The sequence below is a fragment of the Nostoc sp. genome (genome assembly GCF_036917275.1).
GTDB lineage: Bacteria > Cyanobacteriota > Cyanobacteriia > Cyanobacteriales > Nostocaceae > Nostoc.
The window spans coordinates 1-25494 of the sequence record NZ_JBALDF010000035.1 but is presented as its reverse complement, the minus strand read 5'-3'; the positions used below and the strand labels follow the sequence as shown (position 1 = coordinate 25494).

Sequence of the window (25494 nt, the reverse complement as noted above, 5' to 3'; positions counted from 1 at the left end):
ATGTAACTAATCTTCAAGTATTAATTACTTACTCAATTTAAATGGACTTGCTAAAAGTTAAGTATTGGTTGCACCAACTGGCACAGAGACATTTGCCACAGAGCCATTATTTAGGATAGGTTGACGGGTTTTCAAGTCAAATTTGAAGCCATGTGGCAAAATATGAAGCTTTGCTCCGCAAATCGCCAAAGACTCATCCTTCAAAATTTCGCCCATATTGTTATATGTAGCTTCTGATTCATCAACAATTGTGACAGCGCCTTGGCCAATAACTTCAACTTGGTTATCTGTCACTACCATAGCGGTATTCTCGTCAATACCAAATCCCAAAACAGCAGGCTGTAGTATCAAAGCTGAAATTAAGCGTCCCAAGCGTCCGCGCTGAGAAAAATGCTGGTCGATTACCACCCCCGGTAAAAAACCTAGACCGGGACCCATTTCAACAGCTTCAATCCTTGGATGTGTTTCTGAATCCCCTTCTACAATCATTACATCTGGCATCACAGCAGCACCCGCACTGGTGCCTGCGATAACTACACCTTCAGAGAAACGTTTGTGAATCGCTGTATCTATTTCAGTGTCCTTGAGGATGCTGGTAATCCGAGCTTGGTCTCCCCCAGTAAAAAATACCCCAGTTGCTTTATTAATTGCTTCCAATGCGGTAGATGAAGATGCATCTTCGCGCGTTTCTGTATCAATAATGCGAACATTCTCGGCTCCCAGGCGCTCAAATACTCTAATATAATTTTCTCCCACTTCTTTTGGTAATTCTGTCGCCGCAGTGATAATTACAATGTACGCCTTGATACCCCCAGAGCGGCGCACAAAGTCCCGGAGAATTACGGAATCTCCATCCTTGTCTTCAGCTCCCCCAATAATTACCAACTGCCGTTTGACATTAGTCTGTACCATGATGCCCCCTGATTTGAGTTAATAAATCTCACTAAACCATGACAATTAAAATTATACAAGTATCCCTTTGGTAGATTAGCTGATAGAAGTAGGATTAATATTTGCGTAGACGCATTCGCAAAGCGTCTCTTAGAGAAGCGGCTTGTCGTTAGACATCGCAGTTAAACCAAAAGATTTCTCTGAAAAATTACAGACAAATAACTATCCTTGTTAATTTTCATTAACTTAATAAAACTTACAGCATCAATTGCCTCTATAGAAATCTTCTAGAGGCATTACTGACTATTCTGCTAATTGCCGATTGGAAATTTATCCTGCAATCGTGAGTAATTGGTATTAACTCTAGCTAGATGCAATTAGATATCTAATAACTAGTCCTAATGAATGCGACTTTTGTAAAGCAAGTTAGTTAAGAAAAAACGTGCTTGTTCTAGTGGGAGATGCCTGGGTTTGCCTTGGTAGACAATTTGATACTCATTCACGTCTGGGCCATCACCATGCCCAGAGATCAGCTTTTGGTGAAAAGCTTCCTCAGCAAGTTCCCGAATTTCATCTCTTAGAGCAGCTTGTGTGCTATTCATACTTTGCTGTCTTTTCAATACCGTATATTTAACTATACAAATAATTTAGTGGGTGTTGCACCTTTCAAAGGTCATATTTTTGACTAATCATAAGGATGAATAGACTGTTGTTTATTCTTTGCTGAGGAAGGGGGGTTTAATTATGCCTTGAGATAGTTGAAAATACTTACTAATAGGGTTAAGGTGGGTTCTGATTAGATCAATGGCTTTGCCATCACTCTTCAAAATTAATCTGAATCAATCTACAATCAATAAGTCTGAGTAACCATACCTCAGCATCATAAATTTCAGGGTGTTTAGCCAAAGGTTCGTAATCAATGGTTCTACAAAAAAGCAGTGATTTAGCCCGCATTAATGCTAGAAGAACGGATGTATTCGATATTTTCAAATTCAAGCATTATATTGGGCCCAACCCCTATTTAGATACAGGGGCGCTGGTATTTGACTTTGCTCTAATTGACTCTAGAGAGCCTTTGCCCATTAAAGATTATATTGCAAGGATTGGCGATCGCTATCCACACTTGGGCAGCCAAACCTATGAATCTTATGCTCATTTATTTGCCCAAGTTGTGTCCGAAGTTGGAAAACTGGACATGGATTTGCACCTTAACCATTGGAGTGTTAAGCCATATCCAGATTTGGTGCGGATTAGTGTCCAATCACTACATGAACGCACAATTAGAGAAGTAGCTTATTTTGTTTGGGATTGGTTTGAAGCCATTACTCAAGACGAAGACTTTACCTTTGATGAACAGTTAGTGAAGCTGCAAAATAGATTCCGCGCATCTGCCTATGGTGGTCCTACGGTTTACGCCTTATTGCGAACAGCCTACGAAAAAGGTATTCCCGCCTTTTATCTGTGGGAAGAAGGATTGATGCAGTACGGCTTGGGAAAAAAACATGTCCGGGGGGTAGCAACAACATTTAACTGTGATAGTCATCTAGATTCGGAGTTTACCACCCGCAAAGATGACTGCAAGGCATTTTTAAAAACTTTGGGTTTCCCAGTCCCTGAAGGCAATATCGTCTTTTCGGAAAAGGAAGCCTTGGCGGCAGCTAGACAAATTGGCTACCCAGTGGCAGTTAAGCCAGTGGTAGGTCACAAAGGAATTGGTGTTACGGCTGACATACAAGACTCAAAAGAACTGCTATCTGCTTATAATAGAGCACTGGCAGCGATTCCCGAAGACCAGCTAACTCGGATAATTGTTGAGAAAAGTATTTCCGGATCAGATTTTCGCTTGTTGTGTGTCAATGGTAGATTCGTCGCCGCCACAGAACGCCGTCCAGCATCGGTTGTCGGTGATGGGTATTTAACGCTTGCAGAATTAATTCGCCAAGAGAACCGCAAACCTGCACGTTTAGACTCACCCACCTCGCCAATGAGTAAAATTCAGATTGATGAAGCGATGGAACTCTACCTAGACGAACAACGCTTATCATTAGACAGCGTGATTGAGAAGGAACGTACTGTTTACCTGCGTAAAGTCGCCAATCTTTCAGCCGGAGGTATAAGCATCGATGCAACCCAGACAGTTCATGCTGACAATATTATCTTGGCGCAAGATATTGCCCAACATTTCCAGCTGACTTGCCTTGGTATTGATGTGATTACCAAAAGTCTCTCAGAATCTTGGAAGTCCAGTAACTTTGCCATTTTGGAAATCAACGCTGCACCAGGCGTTTTAATGCATCTTAAACCTTCTGTTGGTGAAAGCGTTGATGTACCTTCCCATATCTTAGAAACCTTTTTTGAGTCAGGTACAGATGCTAGGATACCGATTATTACCTTTAATAAAATCTCAGTTGAAGAACTGCAAGCAACGATTGACCATATCCTTTTGCAACATCCCGACTGGACAATAGGCGCTGTTTGTCGTGATGCAGTTTTTGTGAATCGCTCGAAAAAAGTATTAAGCAAAAATTACAACAGCAATGTCCAAACTTTGCTGCGTCATCCAAAACTTGATTTGCTGATTGCCGAGTATGCGGAAGACATCCTAAATGAAGAGGGCATGTTTTACCGGAGTAGTAATATCGTAGTTTTGGATAATCCCACCGAAACTGAGATGATCCTAGTGCGGGATATCTTCGATGGTTCTACTGTGGTGATTAGAAAAGGTAACGACATTTCTGTGCGTCGCAAAGGGTTGATTGAAGATTATACTTTGACTGAAGATGAACCATTTACACGGGTTTATTTGAAAGAAAGTGGAGCGATTTTATGAGCTAAGTAAATAGGCACTCAAACCAATATTTCTAAATCTAACTAAAAAGTTAGAACCCCGACAACTTTTACGAAGTCGGGGTTCTATAGTTTAGCTAAAAATTGCTAATTATCTGAATTCATCGATTTTCTAGAACTTTAAAATATCTAATGATTCTTCTATTTCTAAATCTAATATTCTTTCTCGTGTATCTTTGAGTGCTTCTAGCTTACCTTCTTGACGATAGATGTCTGCGGCTTTTTGAAAATCTTCAATTGCTCCCTGTTTATCTGCTATTTCTAAACGGATATTGCCACGATTGTAATAAGCATCTGCATAATTTAAATTAATCTGTATTGCTTGAGTATAATCTTCAATTGCTCCTTCAAAATCTCCTAAATCAGAACGAGCATTCCCACAGTTGTAATAAGCATCGGCATAATTACGATTAATCTGTATTGCTTGAGTATAATCTTCAATCGCTCCTTCAAAATCTCCTAAATCAGAACGCGCATTACCACGTTTTTTATAAGCGATGGCATCTTTAGGATTAATCTTGATTGCTTGAGGAAATCCCAATCCCGGTTGAGAGTCTAATAAATAACGAGCAATTCCACGGTTTTTATAAGCATCAGCATAATCGGGGTTAATTTTAATAGCCTGGGTATAATCCTCAATTGCTCCTTGGTTATCTCCTACATGAGAACGAGCTTCAGCCCGGTTTTTATAAGCCACAGCAACATTAGGATTAATGATGATAGCCTGGGTATAATCGTTAATTGCTTCTTCTAATCGCCCCAGTTGAGACAGAGCTAAACCTCGTTTATTATAAGATTTAGCATCATGAAGATTCATCTGAATTGCCTGAGAATAATCTGCGATCGCAGCTTCATAATCTCCTATTTTATAATAAGCTAAACCTCGTTTATAATATAAATCAACATCACTAGAATTAATTTGTAAGGCTTGATTATAGTTAGCGATCGCATTCTGATATTCTCCTTTTTCAAAACATTCATCACCTAATTTTACATAAAATATATTTAAATTTTCCTCACGATATTGTAAAGAGTTCTCTAATTCAGGTTGAAACGAAGATTTGAGCAACTGATTATTAGTTGGCTTAGGTGCAGTTTCCTGCTTCGGAAGATATTTGTAAATTGATGGTTGTTGCTTAGAAGAATTATTTATAGAAGATTGTAACTGTTCTAGATAGCACCATAAACCACCACCATACAGTAATTGTTCTATCCCAAAGGAAATTTTCCCAGTCTTCAACTTAATCATCCGGGTTGGCAGAAAGCCAGCCAAAAAAAGGTGATACTCAGATTGTGCTTCACTCACATCTTCTTGAATCAAAATGCAAACTACAACTGCATTTTTTTCAACCTCTTCAGAACTAATTGACCATCTAACTCTATCAATCCGACCATGACGAGATTTAACCTCGATACCAATAGATGGGTCAGAAGTCAAGGTAAAATCTATATTACCATCGCCGCCGAATCGCTTTTCATAATCGACTTCGGTAATAAAATCAGCTAAACGTTCTTTGACAACCTCCTCACCCAACTTCCCTTTGAGATAGCTAATAAAAACGTCACGCACTGGCGAAACACGCTTATATTTCTCAGCCATCAGCCAGCAAAATTCCCGTAGTGCCTTTAATCTCTCTCCAGAGATTATAGTTAATTCACTATATTGACCTTCTATTTCACAATGAAGCAGACAACCAGATGTTAACCTTTTAATAAAATCAGACTGTAGCGATCGCAGTAGTGTAATCCAGTCCATTTATGTTTCTGCGAATCTTTTGATGAGATTATTCTATTAAAATATATATTCGGCGTAAACCTTTTAATTAGCTTGAGTGATATTCCCAAAAATTGCTTATTATTTTGTAATCATTATTAATTTTACTTAATATCTGTTACTATTTCAGGTATGGGAACTATCACCGTTTTAGGTTGAACGGCAGGTGTAGCTACAGCTATATTCGGGATTTTAAGATTTCTTGCTATTAGCCCCCTCTTGAAGAGTGGGGAGTGATTCTAAGAACAACTCGTAAGGGCTGCACCACATTGATCTTCCTTTGTTAACCAACCTTTAACACTTTGATATTCTACCTGCGCTTTATCTCCCTGACAACCTAACAACTTAACAACCGTATTAGCAGGAATTCTTCGCACTTTTAGGCTTTGTTGACTGCTACTAGCATATAAATCCACGCCATTAGTACCGTAGCCCCGCGTTGTTAAGCCTAATTTGGACACAAACACCCATCCAGTTCCTTGAAAACCATCACTAGCATTAGTAATCTGTACCCAATCTCTAGCAGCACCAATAACCTGAACTGTTTCGTTGATGGGTATTTGCCCTATAATTGTATTATTTGTACTTGCACTACTCCGCACATTTAAACCTTGTGGATCTGTATCGGTGACGTAGGCAAGAATATCGCACTTTTGAGGATTAGTTGATTTTGCTAAACTTATTTGATGAGCTATACCTGTATTAAGTATTATACTAATACAACTGAATGTTAATCCTATTACTAACTTTGATACTGGATTTTTCGCTTTTTTTGTCATAATTTCTCTAATTTTCTGGCATCAGTAACTAAGGCTATAGTCTTATTTGTATCTGATAATCTACCCAAATAAATTAGGGTTAAATTTGTAACGTAGTTCCTTAAAATGAATTTTAGTACTGCAATAACACTTTTAATTTTACAAAATTTAGTCCTGCAATGTCTACGACGGGCTACGCCTACGCAGATGCATCACAACGACATATTGAGTATTAAAATGTCAGTATATGGTATAGTTAACGCCAACATTGAGTTCAAATTTCGACAAACTTTTATTAAGTTATATGAATACCAAGATACAGCCTATATCAGATGCCATAGGTCAAGAGATTATTAATCTCGATCATGTCAGTATTTTAGAATTAGACAAAGAAAAAATTATTAGTCTGTTTAAACATTATGGAATCTTACTTTTTAAAGGATTTGATGTTGAGACTGACATTTTTAAAGAATTTACTAATATCTTGAGTACCGATTTTATCAATTATGCTGGCGGTGCATTCAGTAGGAGGGTAATTAATGGAGATGAAACTCTTTTAAGTGTAAATGATTTTAAGTCTGAGATTAAGTTGCACGGAGAAATGTATTATCAGCAAAATATCCCACTTATGCTGTGGTTTTTTTGTGCTAATCCACCATTAGAAGATGGTGAAACTACGGTATGTGATGGTAGACAATTTTTCAATGAAATTAGTAGTTCAACTAAAGAATTGTTCAACAAAAAGAAGCTAAAATTTACTGTTAGCATATCTAAAGAGGAGTGGCAAAAAAAACACCAAACAGATAACTTAAATACACTAGAAGAGATATGTCAGAAGAATAATACGCATCTAGCAGTAAATGATGATCAATCGATTCTGATTGAATATATTTGTCCAGCCATTATCCCCAGCAGATGTGGAAAGTATCAAGTATTTATTAATAGTCTATTGCCCACAAAGCAGTTAAGCCCAAAAATACTTAAGTTTGAGGATAATTCAGAAATTCCTGAAGAGGTTGTCTCTGAACTTAATGAAATTGCTGAAAAAATAACCACAGAAATTTCGTGGCAAAAAGGGGATATTTTAATGATTGATAATACAAGAATACTTCATGGTAGAAGAGCTTTTGCTGATAATCAAAGAGATATTTATATCAGGCTATGTTCTCCAGCTTTTTCATTCTAATATTTTGTTAGTTTTGGGTAAGTTAAACTGATAAAAATCAGTTAAGCTGATAGCCAGCATAGATTTTTACCAGTTTCTATCTAACACGTTACCTCATATCATAACCAAACAAATTCGGGTCTACTTCTCCTAACTGCAACTCTGCCAAACCATACTCCGCCCATCGCCTCTCTACCATCGCCGCCACATCTGGGTCAGATTCCAAAGGCGAACCCCATTCATGGTCTGTTTCCGGTGGAATTTTTGTAGTCGCATCAATTCCCATGCGTCCACCTAAGCCAATCTTCTCACTGGCAAAATCCAACGTATCAAAAGGTGTATTTGGCAAAATAAATACATCCCGCACTGGGTCAACTTTGGAACTAATTGCCCACACCACTTGACGCGGATCGCGAATATTTATGTCTTTATCCACAACAATGACAAATTTGGTGTAAGTAAATTGTGGCAACGCACTCCAAAACGCTAAAGCTGCCCGTCGCGCTTGTCCTGGATATGCTTTATCTATGGAAATAATCGCCGCTTTGTAACTCAAAGCTTCCATTGGTAGGAAGAAATCGACAATTTCTGAGACTTGTTGCCGCAGAATGGGAGTATAAATGCGATTTAGTGCGATCGCCATCATCGCTTCTTCTTTAGGTGGACGACCGCTAAATGTTGTTAAGTAAATCGGATTTTTCCGGTGTGTCATACACTCAAAACGTATCAACGGCGAATCTTCCACGCCGCCGTAATAACCCATATGGTCACCAAAAGGTCCATCTGGCAAAACTTCCCCAGGTGTAATCGTTCCTTCCAAGACAAATTCTGAATCTGCGGGAACTTCCAAGTCTACAGTTTTACACTTCGCCAACTGCACACCAGAACCGCCATACAGTCCAGCAAACAACCATTCTGATAAATCTACAGGAATGGGTGTGGCAGCTGCCATGATAATTAGAGGATCTACACCAAGTGCGATCGCAACTTCTAATTTCTTCCCACGTTCGGCCGCTTTTCGCAAATGCCTCGCCCCACCCCGCACCGATAACCAGTGAACTGTCATCGTATTCTGAGATTGTAGTTGCAAGCGATACACACCTACATTGGGTGTACCCGTCTCACAATCTTTGGTAATTACCAGTCCTAGCGTGATAATCTTGCCAGCATCACCAGAATAGGGACGTATCAAGGGCAACTTATGTAAATCTAAATCATTACCTTGAAGCACAACTTGCTGACAAGCAGGAAAAAAGTCTCGTCCTGGTTTCGCCTTCACCACATCAAACAGTACTTTTCCAAAATCTATCGCCTGGGAAATCTTCTTCGGCGGTTTTGGTTGTTGTAGCATACCCAGTTTTTTCCCCAAACTTTCCAACTCCTCTGGATGCTGCATATTCATCGCCCAACAAATCCGTTCCACAGTTCCCATCAAATTCACCGCCACCGGAAAGGAAGCGCCTTTGACGTTTTCAAACAACAACCCTGGGCCACCTTTTTGTAGCATTCGGTTGGAAATCTCAGCAATTTCTAAATCTGGATCAACTAAAGCTGAAATTCGCCGTAATTGTCCTCTTTCTTCTAAAATTTTAATGAATCCCCGCAAGTCTCTCGCCATTGTTCTAATAAAGCTGATTATTTAAGAAGTGTGAAGCGCTTTCTTATATTATGGGGCATTGGGTATTGCGAAGAGATAAGGAAGAAACTTATTCAATAATTGTCTCTTGTACCCCTTGTCCCCTCATCTTCCCATTTGGGAAATTGTTGGTTTTAATTGAAAATTAACCTATTTAGTAACTTTTCTTAACTGTGTTTTCCAAAGTATTTAGTTATTGTATCTAGGGATACGCAATTATTTTTACAAATAAGCGTTAACCTGATCAAACATGGCCAGAATATACTATACCTTCCTGGCAGGCGGGCTTGTTATATGTCCCCTGCTGGGTTTATTTTTTACAAGTTTGATCTGTATTTTACTTTTATATTTTTCTGAATTTTTGTGAGTTTGCGTTGGCGTAGCCTAACTGTAGGAGCGTACAGTTGTACACCCTTCCCAATGTATATGTAACAGGTATTTTGTAAAATTGTATAAAAAATAGGTTTCTAAGTTAAGCAATTAATTTTATTATTTTTGAAGATTATTAATGAAAAAAGCTTTATAAATAATAATTTTTTGCAATATCATTAAACTAAAAATTTTACGCCTAAAGTGTGAGATTTTCAAGTAATAATGTTGACTTTACCAGTATCAATATCGTAACAAGCGCCAACAATTTTTAGTTTATCTTCACGGAGCAATTTGGCTAAAATCGTTGAGCTTTCCTGCAATTTTTCAGTTTGATATTGAATATTAGCTATAATCGCATTTTGCATATTATCACCCGGTTTTAACTTTACTCTTTCTACAGATGGTTTGATGCCCTCAATAATTAAACCAATTCTACCAGGAAGTGGTTCATTTTTGATTGCTTCTGCTACTGCGCCGCATCTTTTATGACCCAAAACCACAATCAACTGCGAACCCAATACTGCTGTAGAGTATTCCAAACTACCTATAACCGTGTCACTGACGACATTACCAGCAACTCGCACGACAAATAAATCTCCAAGCCCTTGATCGAAGACGATTTCTGCTGGTACTCTGGAATCTGCACAGCCCAATATGGCGGCAAAAGGATACTGAGCTTTAGCAACTAATCGTAGATGTTCTAATGATTGATCGGGATATTTACGTTTTTGATGGATAAATCTTTGATTACCATCAAGCAAGCGTCTGATAGCTTCATTAGGACTGATTAGATTAGGGTTAACTGGATGAATATCAGCAACAGCAGTTTGCTCTGTATTCCAAAAACTATTACCCAAAGTAGTAGCTGCAATACCTACCACACTTGCGAATTTTAAGAAATCACGCCGCCCTACAAATCCATTAATTCGACTCATCAATCTACCTGACAACAACAAAGCTGTTATCAGGAATATATCAGACTCAAGCAAGATGTAAGAGTACCCTTTAACACGATTTAAGAGTCATTTAATCTTCACCTTGCATTGGAATTTAGAACTTATACACTATACAGATTGACTATTATGTGTATCAAGGAAATTCGATATCATCTGTCAAATTTAAAGCTAGAGTTAGCCATAACCTAATATGGCTCAGTTAAAGCTTGATCCTCCCTAACCCTCCTTAAATTAGAGCAAGCCTTTTTAAGAGGAGCCACTGCGGCTTGGGGGTTTCCCTTATGAGCAAGTAATTGGGGGGATCTTCCTGGACAAAGTATCATTAATCCAAGGTATTGAGTCATAACTAAGATAGTTTTTCCAACACATTATCTTCTAGTTACAAAAGAGTATAATTCGTGTCAAAAGCCAAAATGATCTATTGTTTGTATTTCCCATATTTTTTGGGAATACTTAACATAGTACTGGCTATAGATATGACTTTTTTAAACAAAATAAACTGGAACTTTCTACGTAAAAATCCTCAAAATAGCTCTGGCATAGATCCGTCTGCCCCAAGCCTTCAACCTGTAGTGCAGAAAAAACCTGCAACACCATCAACCCCCAAAAACCTTGCTGAATTAGAGCATGAAATTGAGTTAGAGAGGCGGGTTATCAAAACCTCCCCTCAGCAACTGCATAGCAAAGCCAAGCGGGGTATAGGTAGTAGACTTATTTGGATAGCAATACTTATAGGCATTCCCGTTGGTGTAATTTGGGTGGCGAACCAGCCTTACCCGGTAATTCGCCGTCCGGTGATGCTCCATGCGCCTTTTTTGTTGCTACCCAGCTACATCAGCATGGATAATCACTATCGACAGGCGTTGGTATCAGTCGAGCAAGCTGAACAATTGATTGAAAAAGCTACTAGTCCAGCAGATTTGGCTTTGGGAGAACAGAAGCTACAAGAAACACAAAAACATCTAGATCAGTTGCCAACTTCCTTTGTCAACGATTGGTCAGAATACAGATATTGGTGGTACGACTCGCGCTTTAGCATCTATGATTTTAATGCATTTCGGAGTAAAGTTGGGCAGCTAGAAGCTAAGGTTTTTCAGGAAAAAAATGCTCAGTCCTTGCTTACCGATAATATGCAGACCCTCTTAAATGCAAAACAGCAATATGAACAGGCTGCAACAGCAACTGATAAACAGGCTGCAACAGCTGCTTGGCAGACGGCGCTTAATCAATTAGAGCAGATTCCTGGTCAAACCCTAGCAGGAAAAAGCGTACAAAATCAACTAGATACTTATAAGCATGAGTTTCAGGAAGTTGTTGGATTGGCAGCTGGGAATGATCGCATCAGTGCCTTAATCACCGCAGCCCGGCAGTTTTCCTGGCAAGCTGCCAAAGCTGGTCAAAATCCGCCGCACACCGTAACTGAATGGCAACAGATAGAAAATTTGTGGATAGAGGCAATTGAGCGGCTTAAAGAGATTTCTTCAAAAGATGTGGCGGGTTATACCGAAGCACAAAAGTTATTAGCAATTTATCAGGCTAATTTAGGTCAAGTTAAAGTCAGGCGGCAAGCTGAGGCGGATGCTGTGGAGGCAATAGACGCAGCGCAACGAGAAATCGGAAGGTTCCTGGCTTCAATTCCTGCTGATGCTCATGATCTGGAGCGCAATCGGGTGTTGAGCCAATTGCAGAGTATTATTAATCAATTAAGAAAAGTCCAAAATGGCACAACAGCCTATCTAAAAGCTCAAGAGTTACTACTGTCGGCAAATAATAAACTAAGGCAGCTTGAGGCTCAATAAATGGTGGCGATCGCTTTGGTATGATCCGATGGCCTAACTATGTGTTTTCTGTTTGATTTCTAGCCAGTTGTGGTGAAGCGCTGACGTTCGTGCTTGTTTACTGCATCCACCCTAAAAGGGTAGTTCACAGAGCGCAAAAGTCAACAACTGGCCATTGGGTGGGATTTTTGAGACGGGAATCGATCCCTTGTAGAACTTTCTCAATGTCCCAGTAACCCTGCTGATATCTCAATTAAAACTGCAATAGAAAAATTTTGGGTGCCAAATTGCCAAAAGCACTCAATCAATTTTGATTAGGGGAAACATAAGCATTTTTATTCCATGCAAAAACGCCCAAGGTTTCCTCTGGCGCAGCTTTGCAGGAGTTGTTGTAACTCAGCAGTACATCAAAAACTAATGCAGAGCTTTATCACGACTTACGCATTAAAAACCTGAAACCTCGTTCGCGCACTCCTCCCTAACCCATGCCACTTGATGCCAGTCCGCTTAAGTCAAAAGACCCGCCCACGCGATCGTCCACTTGAGGAAACCCCTCTGAGTAAGTGGCTCCCGTTAAAAAGGGGGGATCTTAAAAGCCAACTTTTTAAGGGGATTAGAGGATCTCTTATGCATAAGTCCTATTTATATATAGGAAGCTCACTATGCATTCCTATTTAATGAGAGTTTTGGCAGATCCCGATAATTTACGTTCTGGTCACTTTTTCCTGAATGAATGTCCTGTTTTACCTTTTTACTCGCTGTAGATGTGATTAGAAACGCAAGGATTATTGGGGAGAATTCTTTGAGCATCGAAAATGACGGTCGCGGCAGTGGCAGGAATTGTTATAGCTTTTGCATTAACCCAAGTATGCTAGTTATGCTGCCAAGCGATCACTTCAGGTCACTTAAGTAATAAAAACCTCTCCATTCAGAAAATTAGGAGGGGCATATGTTAAATGAAATAATTACTGTCTATGCTATCACTGATGATCTCTTGTTCGCGTAAGGTCTCGTTGGCGTAGCCTCTCGTAGAGAAGAGAAGGGGATGCCTACAGCGGGCTATTCGGCGTCGCTGATCAAGAAGATTGTCTTATCGAGATGAGCAATACAGAAATTATTACAATGGCTGTTTGTGCTGCAATGTTCTTTGATGATAACTATGATAAGGCTTGCTGCTATCTGAAAGACTACAACTTTAGCGCTCACAGGTAAGATAAATCACAATTTACTCACAGATTACACGGTATATGAATACTAATTAATAATTCATTACTGGAGTGTTTGATTGAGTTTGATTTACAGTTGCGCGTAGGGCAACCGGACATCTCGTTGCGTGCGATACTGATAACGTTCGCGCAGCGTCTCGTAAAGAAGCTTTTATAGTCTTCACTGTTTTATCTTGCCCTTTCAGGCTTTTATTAATGATTCTTTGATAGTAAATAGACCCGCACTTTCGGAGCATAGAAAAAGCTCATTGGTGTCAATACGCTTTTTGGTTCCCCATAGCTAGCAACTATTTAATGTCTTTTACCTGCTCCTAGATATAGCTCACCCACTTTCGGGTCATTCAACAGTTCTTGACCAAAACCGGAGATCGCATCGCGTCCCGACTCCAGTACATAGCCACGATTAGCCATTTCTAAAGCCTTACGGGCATTTTGTTCCACTAGTACGATCGCAGTACCCGCCTGATTAATTTGTTTAATCTGCTCAAAGACTTGTGTCACCAGCATAGGGGATAAAGCAGCAGATGGTTCATCCAAAATCAGCAAACTAGGTTCCAACATCAAAGCTTTGCCCATCGCTAGCATCTGGCGTTCTCCTCCAGAGAGAGTACCAGCGCGTTGACGACGGCGATCGCTCAGTCTAGGGAACATGGTAAATATTTTATCTTTGATTGGTTTCAGGGGAACGTTAAGCACAAAAGCACCCATTTCCAAGTTCTCTTCAACACTGAGAGAGGGGAAGACATTGGTGATTTGCGGTACGTAGCACATTCCTCGTTGGACGATTTGATTGGATTTTAGCCCCACGATGTTTTCACCTTTGAAGGTAATTGTGCCTGTGTGCGGGATTAAAAGCCCAAAAATTGCTTTTGCTAAAGTAGATTTACCCGCGCCATTAGGGCCAATCACTGTTACCAATTCCCCTGGTGCAACCCGGAAATTTACACCTTGCAGGATATCTACATCTTTGATGTATCCAGCGTGGACATTTTGAATGTCTAGTAAATAGTCATTTATCATTTGTCATTTATCATTTGTCATTGGTCAACAGTCAAGTCAAACATAACTATTGACTATTGACTGTTGACTATGGACTATTACGGAGTTTTTTGCAACTCTGGTCGTTCTTCTGCAAGAATCGCCCCTTCTACTGGGCAAACTTGGAGACATATACCACAGTCGATGCAAGTTGCAAAGTCAATCCAGTACCAATCTGTTCCCTTGGCATTTTTGCCTGGGCCATCATGAATACAAGCTACTGGACAGGCATCTACGCAGTCAGCTACGCCTTCACAGACTTCTGTAACAATTGTGTGCGGCATGTTCTCGATTCCCTCTTTTCTGTATCGGCTATTTCTAGCCTAGCAGGGGAGTGGGGACTGGAGATTGGAGATACCGCTGTTAAGGTGAGTCTGGATGAGAGTGCAATTTCTATTCATTAGTAGCTCAGAACTCGGAATTTTCAAATTTACCCTTAGTAGTAACAAAGTCTTGCCCGCCTTTGGCTACGGCCTCTCGTGTCGCCCACCGCACAAGAAGTAGTTGAGTATTTTTTTAATTGGAAGTCCCTAAGTACAGCATTTCATTAATTTGTAACGAATTAAATTTGGCAATACCTTGCAATGTTAATGCGTCCCTCTGCAATGCCAATGCATCCTCCTGCATTAAAAACACTACGCTTTTATGCAAAATTGTACTAAGTACATGTCACCCCAAAAAGGGGTCGGAAATAAAAACTGTGATGTTATAGCGGCTGCCATAATGGTTAGGACAAGTCTGCTATGGATAGCTGTGACAGCCACTCTCTTGGAATTTACGAATGTCCCAAGCTGTCTGTCCACTGCTATACTAGATACGTTTAATTCAAAAAACGAATTCCGTACCTCATTTATGGTGGGCTGTACTAAGCAAGCTGTCTTAGCTATCGCCGTTAGGTTCTAGGGAAATTCAGGCAAAAATACTATAATTTGTTACAAGCGTAATTTATCCTACTCCTGAAACGCAAAATGCCAGAAGTATCGCTACAGCTTTTCTTCTCCTACTCTCACAAAGACGAAGCTTTACTGGATGAACTAGCTAATCACCTCAGTACTTTGACACGGCAGAGTGTAATTTCAAGCTGGCACGATCGCAAGATACTACCTGGAGAGGAGTGGGATCAGCAAATTAATAACAATTTAAACACAGCCGATATTATTCTGTTGCTCACAATGCTTGCAGAAATTCGTCGCAAAATAGCTGATGATCAATTTGAATTCTCCAAACATGCTCTTGACCAATCTATTCTGCGTGGTATTCACGTACAAGAAATTAAGGAGGCAATTGCTAGTAGTCAAGTTATCGAAGACTATCCAGATGATAAATATGGATCTAGCTGCTTGATTAGTGGCTTGACGCAAGCAAACCGACCTCTTCACGTTCAATGTAGCTATCCCTCTCGCTCCTTAATCAAAATTATTACCGTTTACGAGCCTAACTCCAACCTATGGAACAATGACTTTACCCGAAGGAGAAGCAACGATGAGCAGTAACTTCAATGAGACACTAATAGAGCAAACAGTAACTTACACACTACAGATGAATGGCAAATTTTACTTAATTGAAAATGTACCTGCACGGGTAAATCCAGAGACAGGAGAACAATTTTTCTCACCGTCTACAGTAGAACGGTTGCAGCAGATTATTTACAACCAACAAGAGCCTGTCTGCATTGTTGAAACGCCAGTGTATGACTTTGCTGCTTAGGATAAATCAATAAAGTATTCGGATAGCTAGCTTATTAGCCAAAATGTCAAAATGGGAATTTTGTTAAATTTTGTCAGCATCAATAAATCTAAATTGCCAGTTACGATAACTTCGGCATTAGCTGCTACAGCAGTTTCTAAAATTATAGTATTATCTGAGTCGCGTAGCTGGGGAGTGAGGAGTGAGGGAGGCAGCAGGAGATGAGGGGGACGAGAGAGAATTATTGAACAAGTTTCTTCCTTGTCTCCCTTGTCTCTTCCCAATGCCCCCCATGCCCAATGCTCAACTCACTTAACGCAATGATTCAATAGTTGGGGAGCCATCAGCTTTGATCCAAGCAATTTGGGCTATACTGCGATCGCGTGCATATTGGCGAATAGCGTCTGCATCCCTTCCCCCCAAATCAATTTCTACCCGCACCAAATCAGTAGAATCTCTGAGTTTTTGCGCGTAGGCAAAGGCAAAGGCGTTAGCATTCGGCGTCTCTGATACTACCAACCAGTTACTCGCTGGGATTATCTGTGGTAATTGCTGAGTAGACAACAAAACTTGGTATAAATCTTCGATATTGAGTCCAAAACCAATTCCGGGGATGTTTTCTCCTTGAGGATGATATAGCCCCAAAAGCTGGTCATAGCGACCACCCCGCCCTAAAACTCTGGCTTGCGATTCGGTATCTGTGACAACTTCAAATACAATACCAGTGTAGTAATCTATGGTCTGAATGAGGCTGAGGTCAAGGATTAACGGAAGTTTTTTCTCTGATTCCAGTAATTCTACTAAGGATTTGAGGTTATTTACTGCCTCTCGCTGTTCTTCATCTAGATCCAAACTACTAACTTTTTGCAACACATCTGCACTAGAGCCACGTAGATCCAGGATGATTCTAGCGCGATCGCGTAGTTTGTCACTTATGGGTAAATTATCTATAGTAATCCGGTCAAGATGAGCGATCGCACTGCGAACTTTATCCTGTAAATTAGCTGGAAAGGCACTCAGAAGCGATCGGGTAATTCCCGCCTCACCTAAAATTAAATGCCATTCCTGCAAACCCAGTGCTGCCAAACAATCTGCTACTAATAGTAGTACTTCTGCATTTGCCAGCAATCCGCCAGCACCTAACAACTCCACCCCAGCTTGATAAAACTCCTGTTGGCGATTGTGTCTACTTTCCCAAGTGCGGCGAAACACATTGGCGTTGTAGTACAACCGTTGCGGATAACGCAGACTTGCCATCCGAGTGACAACAGTCCGAGCAATGGATGCTGTTAATTCTGGACGTAGCCCTAATTCATCATCTTCGCCATTTTGTTGTAGTTGAATCACCATCTGACGCTGGATTGCTTCCCCCGCCATCAGAGTATCCATGCGCTCTAAAGTCGAGGTGATAATCCTGTGATATCCCCAACGGTGAAACACCTGCTGTAACCGCTCTTCAATCCAGCGTTTTTTCTCCACATCCAAGGGCAATAAATCCCTGGCTCCCGCTGCTGGTTGATACACCATTATTTTTTCTTCCCACCAAACAAACCACCGAACAAACCGCCACTACCAGATTTATCTGGTTGCTTATCTCTATTATTGGGGGATGAAGTCACCTTATGATCACTAGGTTGTTGTCCTAGAGCTTTATCTATTTTAGGTTTCCATTGCAGAGCTATTTCGTCATTGGGGTCTAATTTTAGAGCATTGTCAAAGTGGATTTTTGCCATTTTTAGCTGATTTTGCCTCAAATACACCATTGCAATTAAGCTATGGCAGCGACTATTTTTAGGTTCTAGCTTTAGGGCATCTTGCAACTCTACTTTGGCTTGGGTAAATTGGTTTTTGTCAATTAAAGATTGAGCGCGACGAACATACTGTTCTACAATCGAGTCTTCTTTTGCTGGCGCTGGTGGTGTATTCTTTGGTGTATTTGGCTCAGACGTACCTGATTGGACTTTGGGTTGAGCAGATGGTGGCGGCGGTGCGGATGCTTTGCCCCCACTCCGCATTAAATAGACTAAATTCAACTCACTAACTTGGGCAATGACTTGCAGCGCTTGCTCTAAAGAATCATATTGGGTTTGGGCTAGTTTAGCGATCGCACTTTTATAGAAATGATCGATATTGGCGGTATCAGCTAACTGTTTCCCCAAGTCAGTGTTTAGAATAACCGAAGTAGACTCTTGTACCAGGCGCTTGCCAATTTGCGACAAAATTAGAATATATTCAACGCGAGTGCGATCGCCAGAAAGTTTTTCGTAAGCTGGGTTAACTAACTTTGATAACAATTCGTTTCCTAGCTGTTTTTGTGCATCACTTTCAGTAAAACTACTATCCGGGTGTAAGCGGCGAGCAATTTTGAGATAGCGTTTGCGAATCTCTTTAACATCCGCATCAACTGGAACGCATAATACTGCGTGATGATCTATGAAATCATATTTAAATAATCCACGATCTATTTTGAAAGACATATACAGGTTTTGCACCAAAGGAGCAGTTAGATTCTTTTTAGTTTACCCAAAGTCGGGGGGAAAGCCCCCATCTGCTACACCCATGCTGACAGTGGTGGAACTTGTAAAAGTTCGCTACTCAGAGAGTCGTGAATATAACCATTTGTTGCAATAATTCTACCTGACTCGATTTTGACGGGAGTACCATCGTAGGCGGTGACTTTGCCCCCGGCTTCTTGTACCAAAATTATCCCGGCGGCAATATCCCAAGGAGAAAGTCCCCGTTCCCAGTAACCATCGACACGTCCACAGGCAACATACGCCAAATCTAGCGATGCAGAACCGCTACGTCTGACTCCTTGGGTAAGATGGGTGAGGTGACTAAATTCTGCATAGTTGTTATCAGAGGTTTCGCGGCGATCATAGGCAAATCCAGTTACCAGAAGGCTTTTACTCAGTTTCGAGGTTGCCGAAACCTTGATGGGATGACGGTTACGCGTTGCTCCCAAGCCAGCAGCAGCACGGAACAACTCATTGTGAAAGGGGTCATAAATTACACCAACTTGCGGAACCCCATTAATTAATAGCCCGATGGAAACGGCAAAAAATGGGTATTGATGAGCGTAGTTGGTTGTGCCATCTAGAGGATCTATTGCCCAAAGGTATTCATTCTCTTGATTACCTAATTTTCCTGATTCTTCTGCGAGGATAGAATGTTGGGGAAAGTGGCGACGCAAAATTTCTAAAATCAACTCTTCTGAGGCTTTATCAGCAGCAGTGACTAAATCACCAGGGCGTCCTTTTTCAACAATTGCGTCTTCTAACTTACCCAAGTAACCTTGCAAAATGGCACCAGCAGCTAAGGCCGCTTCTGTAGCAATATCTAGAAAAATTTGTAGATTTGTCATTGGGTTTAGTAGTCTCCTTTGTGCCCACTCTTTAAAGATTTTGGCGGCGAAACTCGGCGGGAGTAAGGCGCATGGGTTTTTCAGGGTTCCAGATTCCTTGGCCCATAAGTCTAGCCCATTGTTGGGCACGTTCTAAACGCTGATCATATTTGTGGTTAGGCGATCGCCCAGTAAACATTGCATTCCCTTGTTTGACTAATTCTTCATTTAACAACACCTTATTTTTCCACACATAAGCTAGAGTTCGCCCGATTTTGTCTTTTGCTTCTAAATCAAACTCCAGGGTTACCGATTGTTCTGCACCACCAATTAGATTTTCTAACTGTTCTTTTGCTTCTTCCCCCCAAGGTCGCTGTCGCAAATCTGGTGCATCAATACCAACTAACCGCACTTGGGAAATCAAATTTGGTTGTTCAGCCATGCCTAACACTTCCAAACTTTGCCCACTAACTACTCGCGCTACTTTCACCTCAGCCTGATTGTTTGGCAGCTGGTTTTTACCTTGGCAACTCACTAAAAGCAATAAGCAAGCCAAAATGGCTATTTTTCGCACCCAGTCACCAAGACGCACAGATATTAGAACTTCTCCTCTGGTCGCAACTCTTGCTATTTGGTTGAGTAGGGGTACGGTGATTTTGAATTGTTTATTCCTCATCTAAGGGTAAACCCGCTTTAACTCTCCCCCTAGCAAAATAGCGTCCAAACTGGAGTTCGTAGACTTCATCTTCGTCTTGTGTCTCCACCTCCAAGTCAGAACGGGGGTAACTCACACACAACAAGGCATAACCTTGCCGACGTAAATTTGGCGACAATCCGATCGCTTCTGGTTGGTAAATTTCTCCTGACAATACCCTCACCGCACAAGTGGTGCAAGCCCCGTTGCGGCAGGAAAACGGCAGTTCCACCCCTTGTTTTTCGGCAGTGTGCAGGATGTAGCGGTCTTCTGGCACTTGTAAGGTGTATATTTTGCCAGTGGCGCGATCGCGAACTCTAATTGTGTATGTACGGGACATCTAAATTTGCGTTTTGGGATTGGGACTTTCAAATTCAACCTAAAAATATCTTTGTTTATCTTTGCATTTTCTGGGATTCTATAGTAGAATCGTGACTTGTGGCACCTGGAGAGGTGGCCGAGCGGTTTAAGGCGCAGACCTGGAAAGTCTGTTTAGGGAAACTTAACGAGGGTTCGAATCCCTCCCTCTCCGTTCTCAAACCTAGTATAAATATATAGTTTCAACTTGACTTATACAAATCGTCGGGTTTAGTAATAGTACGATATTGCTAAATATATTCTTAAAATTGCTTTGAAAGGGTGATCAAGTGTTAAATCTGATTGCTAAATTCAAACGTTTTAGCGGGAAGTAACATTTGTTTACTTTTCACTCATAATTGAGGCATTTTGTAAAGTCGCCAAACTCCTACTTCATTATGGTGACAGCCTGATGAACAGATCAGGTAAATTAAGATAAGTAAAGAAAACGCTTTGAACTAAATGGCAGATCTAAGCTTACAAGAAATTTCTACTCAGTTAGAAAGTCCGAATTTGCGCGATCGCATGGTAGCCCTTGCCAATCTGCGTCATGTTTCCGCTGAGGATGCAGTCCCTTTGATTAAAAAGGTACTAGATGACGAATCTTTGCAACTGCGCTCGATGGCAATATTTGCTCTGGGAATCAAGCCGACGCCAGAATGTTATTCAATTTTGGTAAGAATTCTCGAAAATGACCCAGATTATGGTATACGCGCTGATGCCGCTGGTGCCTTGGGATATTTGGGTGATGCCAGAGCCTTTGAGGTGCTTTCACGGGCGTTTTATGAAGATACTGATTGGCTAGTACGCTTTAGTGCAGCCGTTTCTCTAGGTAACATTAAAGACCCTCGGGCCCATCAGGTTCTTCTTCAGGCATTGGATAGCAAAGAAGTTGTGTTGCAACAAGCTGCAATTTCTGCACTGGGAGAAATTAAAGATATTGAGTCTGTTGATAATATCCTGCGCTTCGCCCAATCAGATGATTGGATAGTAAGGCAGCGTTTGGCAGAAGCCTTGGGAAATCTTCCTACTCCTAAGAGTGTCTCAGCTTTAAGATACCTGGAAAAAGACAATCATTTCAACGTTGCTGAGGCAGCCAGAATTGGCCTCAAGAAGCTTGAGGAAATAGACAATCAAGCTTAATATTAAAGCCTCCTGCTACCTTTTAATAATAATTAAGTGGGAATTTTAGCATTTTGATGCAGGGTAATTTCATTCATGAATATTGAAGAATTTTTTCAGTTAAGCGCTGGCAAATGGTTTTCTCATCGGACTAGTCAACATTTGGCTTTTAACCAATCTGAAAATAGCAAGTCAGACATCATAATTGAGACGCTGGCAGTAGATCATCCAGAAGTGATCAAACTATGTCAACAGGACAAAATTAATCCTAGTTCCGCCTCTTGTGCGATCAAAATTACCTGGAATGGCACAATGGAAAAGGATCAAGCAAAACACAGTGGTTCAACTGTGTTAGTTTCGATACCTGATGCAGATAATCCGGCCCAAGGTAAGTTACTGCGGGAAATACTTGATCCTGATAAAAGCCCAGTAGCTGGAGACTATAAATTTGACAGTGATGGTGCCTTGATCCTAACTACAGAAGATGAAACCATGTGGTTAGAGGAGCGCGTGTGGTTTGCTAGTCCCAATTTGCGAATGCGGGTAAATGTCCTCAAGAGTTTTGGTGGATTTAGTATCACTTCTTTCACTTCTGAGATTCGCATGGGTGGCTTTCCACCAGCTGCGAAGGCTGACAAAGCGGCTAATTCAGTATCAAGTTAGTTGTAATACGAAATAATCTCCCTTTCCCTTGCTACGGTGTATACACAAGTTATCTGATTACCCAAAAGTCCTTTTTTACAAGATTAAGGTAAATAAAACCTCACCCTGTCCTAATTGAAATCCCTCTCCAAACTCATGGAGAGGGATAGTTTTACGTAGCACAACCAAGATGAGGTTTGATTGGGCTATTTGATAAACCATAGAATTGCTAATGAGACTTGTGTGTAACTAGTGTCGCGTTTTATAGAATTAATAAAAGCCTGAAACGACCTATTTTTGAAATGCATACCATGACTAATTTGTACAGGGCATAAGCCCTAGTATTGAGCAATGGGGCAAGGGATATATTTGTTATTTACCCTCTGCTGACAAAACTGCAAAAAGCACTTTTAAAAGAGGGCTGTTATTTAATATTGGATATAATCTCAATCACAAAATATCAAACTGTGGTTAATACCATAGTTTGGAAAAAATTCAGATATATTTCTTTCTTTGCCTTGATCCTTTTTAAATTTGCAAAAAGTTAGCGATCGCCTGCGGTAGTGGCAAGACAATTACAATCAACAAAGCCATTGCCAGTAATCCCAAAATATCACGTCCATTATCCAATTCAGTAACATCATTCAGTGCAGGTTCATCAATCAACGGCATAAATAATAAGATAATCGCCCACAGCAACAATTCTTCCCGAACTAAAGAAAGTAATAGCAATAGCAGGCGAGCAATTTGACCAATTACGATCGCAGTTCGTTGCCCAAACATTGCATGGACAATGTGACCTCCATCTAATTGTCCCACAGGCATTAAATTTAAGGCTGTGACAATTAGTCCTAGAAGACCAGCCACTGCAAGTGGATGAAGGTCAAGAGCGGATTTTTCTGTTAACTGACTACCCAAGGCTAGCTTCGAGAGTAGCGCTAGTAAGATGGAATACTTGGGATTAAGGGCATGAGGATTCAAAAGTCGGGTTTTTTCAGTCAGGGAAACCACGTCAGAATGAGCCAAGCCCCATATTAGTAATGGTAAAGTCGCGACAAAGCCTGCAATTGGACCAGCGATACTAATGTCAAATAAAGCTTTGCGGTTGGGAATGGGACTACGCATCTGAATAAATGCACCAAAAGTTCCCAAGAAGAAAGGTATGGGAATAAAGTAAGGCAACGTCGAGCGAATCTTGTAGAATTTAGCTGTCAAATAATGCCCAAGTTCGTGAATACCCAAAATAGTCATTAATCCTAAAGCATAGGGTAATCCTTTAAATAGGACATCTGGGTTAAATAGAACTTTTAGCAAAGAGCTAATTTCCCATAGAGGTGGAAGAGAAACACCAGCATTTTGGATTCCCACCAAGGTAGTAGTTAGGAAAGTAGCTACTAGTAGTAAAAGTGCTAATCCTGGTCGAGTTAAGCGTTCCTGGTCGCGTCGTGGTGTATTTCTCTCTTTAGCTTGAGTGTTGGGAACCAGCACAAAGAAAGGTTTTCCATTGACACCTTCTTGAAAAATCAGTAGGAAGCGATCGCCAAATTGTGCTTCAATATTAGTTTTAATCTGCTGGTAGGCGTTGCTGGCTTGAGTTCGCAACTGACCCCGGCAAATCACCGCTTGTGGTCGATACTCAATATTTTGAACGTAGTATACAGACCAAGGAAAACAATTTCGTAGTTGGGTTTCTTCCTTTAGCTCAATAGGACGCACTGCTGGTTCTGCGGTAGCCTGGATAGTCCGCTGTGATTCTGAGGCTTGGGCTTGGGTTTGGGTTTGTGTATCTGTTGGCACTCCACGCCCCCATTGAAACAACATCCAGTACAACAATGTGCAGACAAATAACGACGAGATGATCAGCGTTGGCGGCGGAGATTGTTTCGCCCCATACACCAGCGTCCATCCACTCAACAGAAATGCTGGTGTCATTAAAACCAGCCACAACAACCATACTGGCGTCCGGGTGATGTGAGCAACACTGTGCTGCACCATTAGATAAGTAGCTAGCCCCAGTAAGAGGATAAATAGAAACCAAAATGCCATGTTATCTTCAGTAATTTTGACAAAACGCCCCACCAGTAGCTTCAGCACCATAGCATTAACTACAAGGCAGACCTCAAATCCCAATTTTATTTACGAACGGTTAACAGTGTTAGTACACTGTAGCGTCAGTTTGCCTACCTTTAACAAGGGTTTGCCCCAAATCTAGTTAATCTGAGATGGTGGCTGAATTTACGTTGTGCTGTACTAGTTAAACGCTTAAGTTTCAATTCTTGAGAATTTCCACACTGTAAGCAGATTGTCTACAACTCCTCAGTTTCGGCTCTTTTATCATGTGCCCTTTACCTCAAGTGCCAAGTCATACAACTAAGCCACCACGGCCTGTGTTTCTTGACAAAGTTCCTAGCGGAAGTTCTCTACAATCGGACTTCGCACAGGAAAGTATTTTTGCTTTTGCACCCAATCGGGACACATTAGGGGGAACGTCTTATTTCATTGTAAGAAATGAAGGCAATATCCTTATAGACTGCCCTGCTTTAGATCAAACAAATGAAGATTTTTTGCGATCGCATGGAGGCATACGTTGGTTATTTCTCACCCATCGAGGCGCTATTGGCAAGACCTCTGAAATTCAGCAAACCTTTGGCTGCGAAGTTCTGATTCAAGAACAAGAAGCTTATTTATTACCAGGCTTAACTGTAACTACTTTTAGACAGGAATTTTCTCTTGATCCAGTAGTCCAAGTTATTTGGACACCAGGTCATTCTCCCGGCTCATCTTGCCTATACTACAGTGAGCTTGGAGGTATATTGTTTTCTGGGCGTCATTTAGTTCCTAATCATAAGGGTGAAGCAGTACCATTACGGACAGCAAAAACCTTTCATTGGCCCCGACAAATTAACAGTCTTCGGTTATTATTAGAAGATTTTACACCAGAAACTCTCAGCTACATTTGTCCAGGAGCTAATACAGGCTTTCTCAGAGGCAAGCGTGTCATCAATCAAGCTTATCAACACCTCGCCTCTCTAGATTTACCAGATTTGCTGCGGATACAGCCCCTAATTTAATATTTATCTAGCTTAAAGACTTGTTCACGAGTATCAAAGACTTGTTCACGAGTATCAAAGACTCATTCACGAGTATCAAAGACTCGTTCACGAGTATCAAAGACTCATTCACGAGTATCAAAGACTCGTTCACGAGTA

General features: G+C 40.9%; 23 protein-coding genes and 1 tRNA gene. 9 read left to right on the top strand and 15 right to left on the bottom strand.

The window, feature by feature from the left end; all coding sequences use genetic code 11:
- Nucleotides 1-57: 57 nt before the first annotated feature.
- Entirely contained in the window at nt 58-912 is an 855-nt protein-coding gene (locus V7K35_RS13750; protein WP_335079800.1) for a cyanophycinase, read from the bottom strand.
- Nucleotides 913-1289: 377 nt separating this feature from the next.
- Nucleotides 1290-1493, bottom strand: coding sequence for a hypothetical protein (locus V7K35_RS13745; protein WP_335079798.1), 204 nt, complete (start codon nt 1491-1493; stop codon nt 1290-1292).
- A gap of 317 nt (nt 1494-1810) precedes the next feature.
- Between V7K35_RS13745 and V7K35_RS13740 the strand changes: the two genes are divergently transcribed.
- The gene (locus tag V7K35_RS13740; RefSeq protein ID WP_335079795.1) at nt 1811-3721 is read left to right on the top strand and encodes an acetate--CoA ligase family protein; all 1911 of its coding nucleotides are present in this window, start codon (nt 1811-1813) and stop codon (nt 3719-3721) included.
- Between the two features lie 129 nt (nt 3722-3850).
- On the opposite strand, the gene V7K35_RS13735 is transcribed toward V7K35_RS13740, so the two are convergent.
- Together V7K35_RS13735 and V7K35_RS13730 are read right to left on the bottom strand one after the other, a co-directional pair.
- Nucleotides 3851-5494 carry a tetratricopeptide repeat protein gene (locus V7K35_RS13735; protein WP_335079793.1) on the bottom strand — a complete coding sequence of 548 codons (1644 nt, stop codon included), beginning with the start codon at nt 5492-5494 and terminating at the stop codon, nt 3851-3853.
- A 257-nt stretch (nt 5495-5751) separates the two neighbouring features.
- Nucleotides 5752-6291: an SH3 domain-containing protein gene (locus V7K35_RS13730; protein WP_335079791.1), complete on the bottom strand. Its 540-nt coding sequence runs from the start codon at nt 6289-6291 to the stop codon at nt 5752-5754.
- A 283-nt stretch (nt 6292-6574) separates the two neighbouring features.
- Here V7K35_RS13730 and V7K35_RS13725 point away from each other — a divergent pair, with 283 nt between their 5' ends.
- Nucleotides 6575-7456: a TauD/TfdA family dioxygenase gene (locus V7K35_RS13725; RefSeq protein ID WP_335079788.1), complete on the top strand. Its 882-nt coding sequence runs from the start codon at nt 6575-6577 to the stop codon at nt 7454-7456.
- A gap of 88 nt (nt 7457-7544) precedes the next feature.
- On the opposite strand, the gene V7K35_RS13720 is transcribed toward V7K35_RS13725, so the two are convergent.
- Nucleotides 7545-9053 carry a UbiD family decarboxylase gene (locus V7K35_RS13720; protein ID WP_334793068.1) on the bottom strand — a complete coding sequence of 503 codons (1509 nt, stop codon included), beginning with the start codon at nt 9051-9053 and terminating at the stop codon, nt 7545-7547.
- Nucleotides 9054-9655: 602 nt separating this feature from the next.
- The gene (locus V7K35_RS13715; protein ID WP_335079786.1) at nt 9656-10378 is read right to left on the bottom strand and encodes a carbonic anhydrase; all 723 of its coding nucleotides are present in this window, start codon (nt 10376-10378) and stop codon (nt 9656-9658) included.
- A 497-nt stretch (nt 10379-10875) separates the two neighbouring features.
- On the opposite strand from V7K35_RS13715, the gene V7K35_RS13710 reads away from it, so the two are divergent.
- Complete coding sequence (locus V7K35_RS13710; RefSeq protein WP_335079784.1) at nt 10876-12198, top strand: hypothetical protein; 1323 nt, start codon at nt 10876-10878, stop codon at nt 12196-12198.
- Between the two features lie 1496 nt (nt 12199-13694).
- Here V7K35_RS13710 and V7K35_RS13705 read toward each other — a convergent pair.
- Both V7K35_RS13705 and V7K35_RS13700 read right to left on the bottom strand, forming a co-directional pair.
- Nucleotides 13695-14423, bottom strand: coding sequence for an ABC transporter ATP-binding protein (locus V7K35_RS13705; RefSeq protein WP_334793065.1), 729 nt, complete (start codon nt 14421-14423; stop codon nt 13695-13697).
- Nucleotides 14424-14500: 77 nt separating this feature from the next.
- On the bottom strand, nt 14501-14725 hold the full coding sequence (locus tag V7K35_RS13700) for an indolepyruvate ferredoxin oxidoreductase subunit alpha (RefSeq protein WP_012407913.1): 225 nt from the start codon (nt 14723-14725) through the stop codon (nt 14501-14503).
- A gap of 684 nt (nt 14726-15409) precedes the next feature.
- Between V7K35_RS13700 and V7K35_RS13695 the strand changes: the two genes are divergently transcribed.
- Both V7K35_RS13695 and V7K35_RS13690 read left to right on the top strand, forming a co-directional pair.
- Nucleotides 15410-15934 carry a DUF4258 domain-containing protein gene (locus V7K35_RS13695; protein ID WP_335079782.1) on the top strand — a complete coding sequence of 175 codons (525 nt, stop codon included), beginning with the start codon at nt 15410-15412 and terminating at the stop codon, nt 15932-15934.
- The gene (locus V7K35_RS13690) at nt 15924-16148 is read left to right on the top strand and encodes a hypothetical protein (protein ID WP_335079780.1); all 225 of its coding nucleotides are present in this window, start codon (nt 15924-15926) and stop codon (nt 16146-16148) included. Before V7K35_RS13695 ends, V7K35_RS13690 begins: the two co-directional genes overlap by 11 nt.
- A gap of 26 nt (nt 16149-16174) precedes the next feature.
- On the opposite strand, the gene V7K35_RS13685 is transcribed toward V7K35_RS13690, so the two are convergent.
- From V7K35_RS13685 to V7K35_RS13660, 6 genes are all read right to left on the bottom strand, one after another.
- Nucleotides 16175-16411: a hypothetical protein gene (locus V7K35_RS13685; RefSeq protein WP_335079778.1), complete on the bottom strand. Its 237-nt coding sequence runs from the start codon at nt 16409-16411 to the stop codon at nt 16175-16177.
- 28 nt (nt 16412-16439) lie between these two features.
- Nucleotides 16440-17654: an ATP phosphoribosyltransferase regulatory subunit gene (locus V7K35_RS13680; protein WP_335079776.1), complete on the bottom strand. Its 1215-nt coding sequence runs from the start codon at nt 17652-17654 to the stop codon at nt 16440-16442.
- Nucleotides 17654-18604, bottom strand: coding sequence for a J domain-containing protein (locus V7K35_RS13675; RefSeq protein WP_335079773.1), 951 nt, complete (start codon nt 18602-18604; stop codon nt 17654-17656). The genes V7K35_RS13680 and V7K35_RS13675 overlap by 1 nt, the downstream gene beginning before the upstream one ends.
- Nucleotides 18605-18678: 74 nt before the next feature.
- Nucleotides 18679-19491, bottom strand: coding sequence for an inositol monophosphatase family protein (locus tag V7K35_RS13670; protein ID WP_334793062.1), 813 nt, complete (start codon nt 19489-19491; stop codon nt 18679-18681).
- A gap of 31 nt (nt 19492-19522) precedes the next feature.
- Nucleotides 19523-20146 carry a thermonuclease family protein gene (locus V7K35_RS13665; protein WP_335079771.1) on the bottom strand — a complete coding sequence of 208 codons (624 nt, stop codon included), beginning with the start codon at nt 20144-20146 and terminating at the stop codon, nt 19523-19525.
- Nucleotides 20136-20504 (bottom strand): 2Fe-2S iron-sulfur cluster-binding protein, encoded by a 369-nt coding sequence (locus V7K35_RS13660; protein WP_335079769.1) that lies wholly within the window; start codon nt 20502-20504, stop codon nt 20136-20138. Before V7K35_RS13660 ends, V7K35_RS13665 begins: the two co-directional genes overlap by 11 nt.
- Nucleotides 20505-20611: 107 nt before the next feature.
- Here V7K35_RS13660 and V7K35_RS13655 point away from each other — a divergent pair.
- From V7K35_RS13655 to V7K35_RS13645, 3 genes are all read left to right on the top strand, one after another.
- A tRNA-Ser gene (locus V7K35_RS13655) sits at nt 20612-20696 on the top strand.
- A 287-nt stretch (nt 20697-20983) separates the two neighbouring features.
- Nucleotides 20984-21664, top strand: a complete 681-nt coding sequence (locus V7K35_RS13650) for a HEAT repeat domain-containing protein (protein ID WP_335079767.1) — start codon at nt 20984-20986, stop codon at nt 21662-21664.
- A 75-nt stretch (nt 21665-21739) separates the two neighbouring features.
- Entirely contained in the window at nt 21740-22306 is a 567-nt protein-coding gene (locus tag V7K35_RS13645; protein ID WP_335079765.1) for a phycobiliprotein lyase, read from the top strand.
- Between the two features lie 507 nt (nt 22307-22813).
- Here V7K35_RS13645 and V7K35_RS13640 read toward each other — a convergent pair.
- Nucleotides 22814-24331: a site-2 protease family protein gene (locus V7K35_RS13640; protein ID WP_335079975.1), complete on the bottom strand. Its 1518-nt coding sequence runs from the start codon at nt 24329-24331 to the stop codon at nt 22814-22816.
- 290 nt (nt 24332-24621) lie between these two features.
- Here V7K35_RS13640 and V7K35_RS13635 point away from each other — a divergent pair, with 290 nt between their 5' ends.
- Entirely contained in the window at nt 24622-25356 is a 735-nt protein-coding gene (locus V7K35_RS13635; protein WP_335079764.1) for an MBL fold metallo-hydrolase, read from the top strand.
- The last annotated feature ends 138 nt before the right edge of the window (nt 25357-25494 follow it).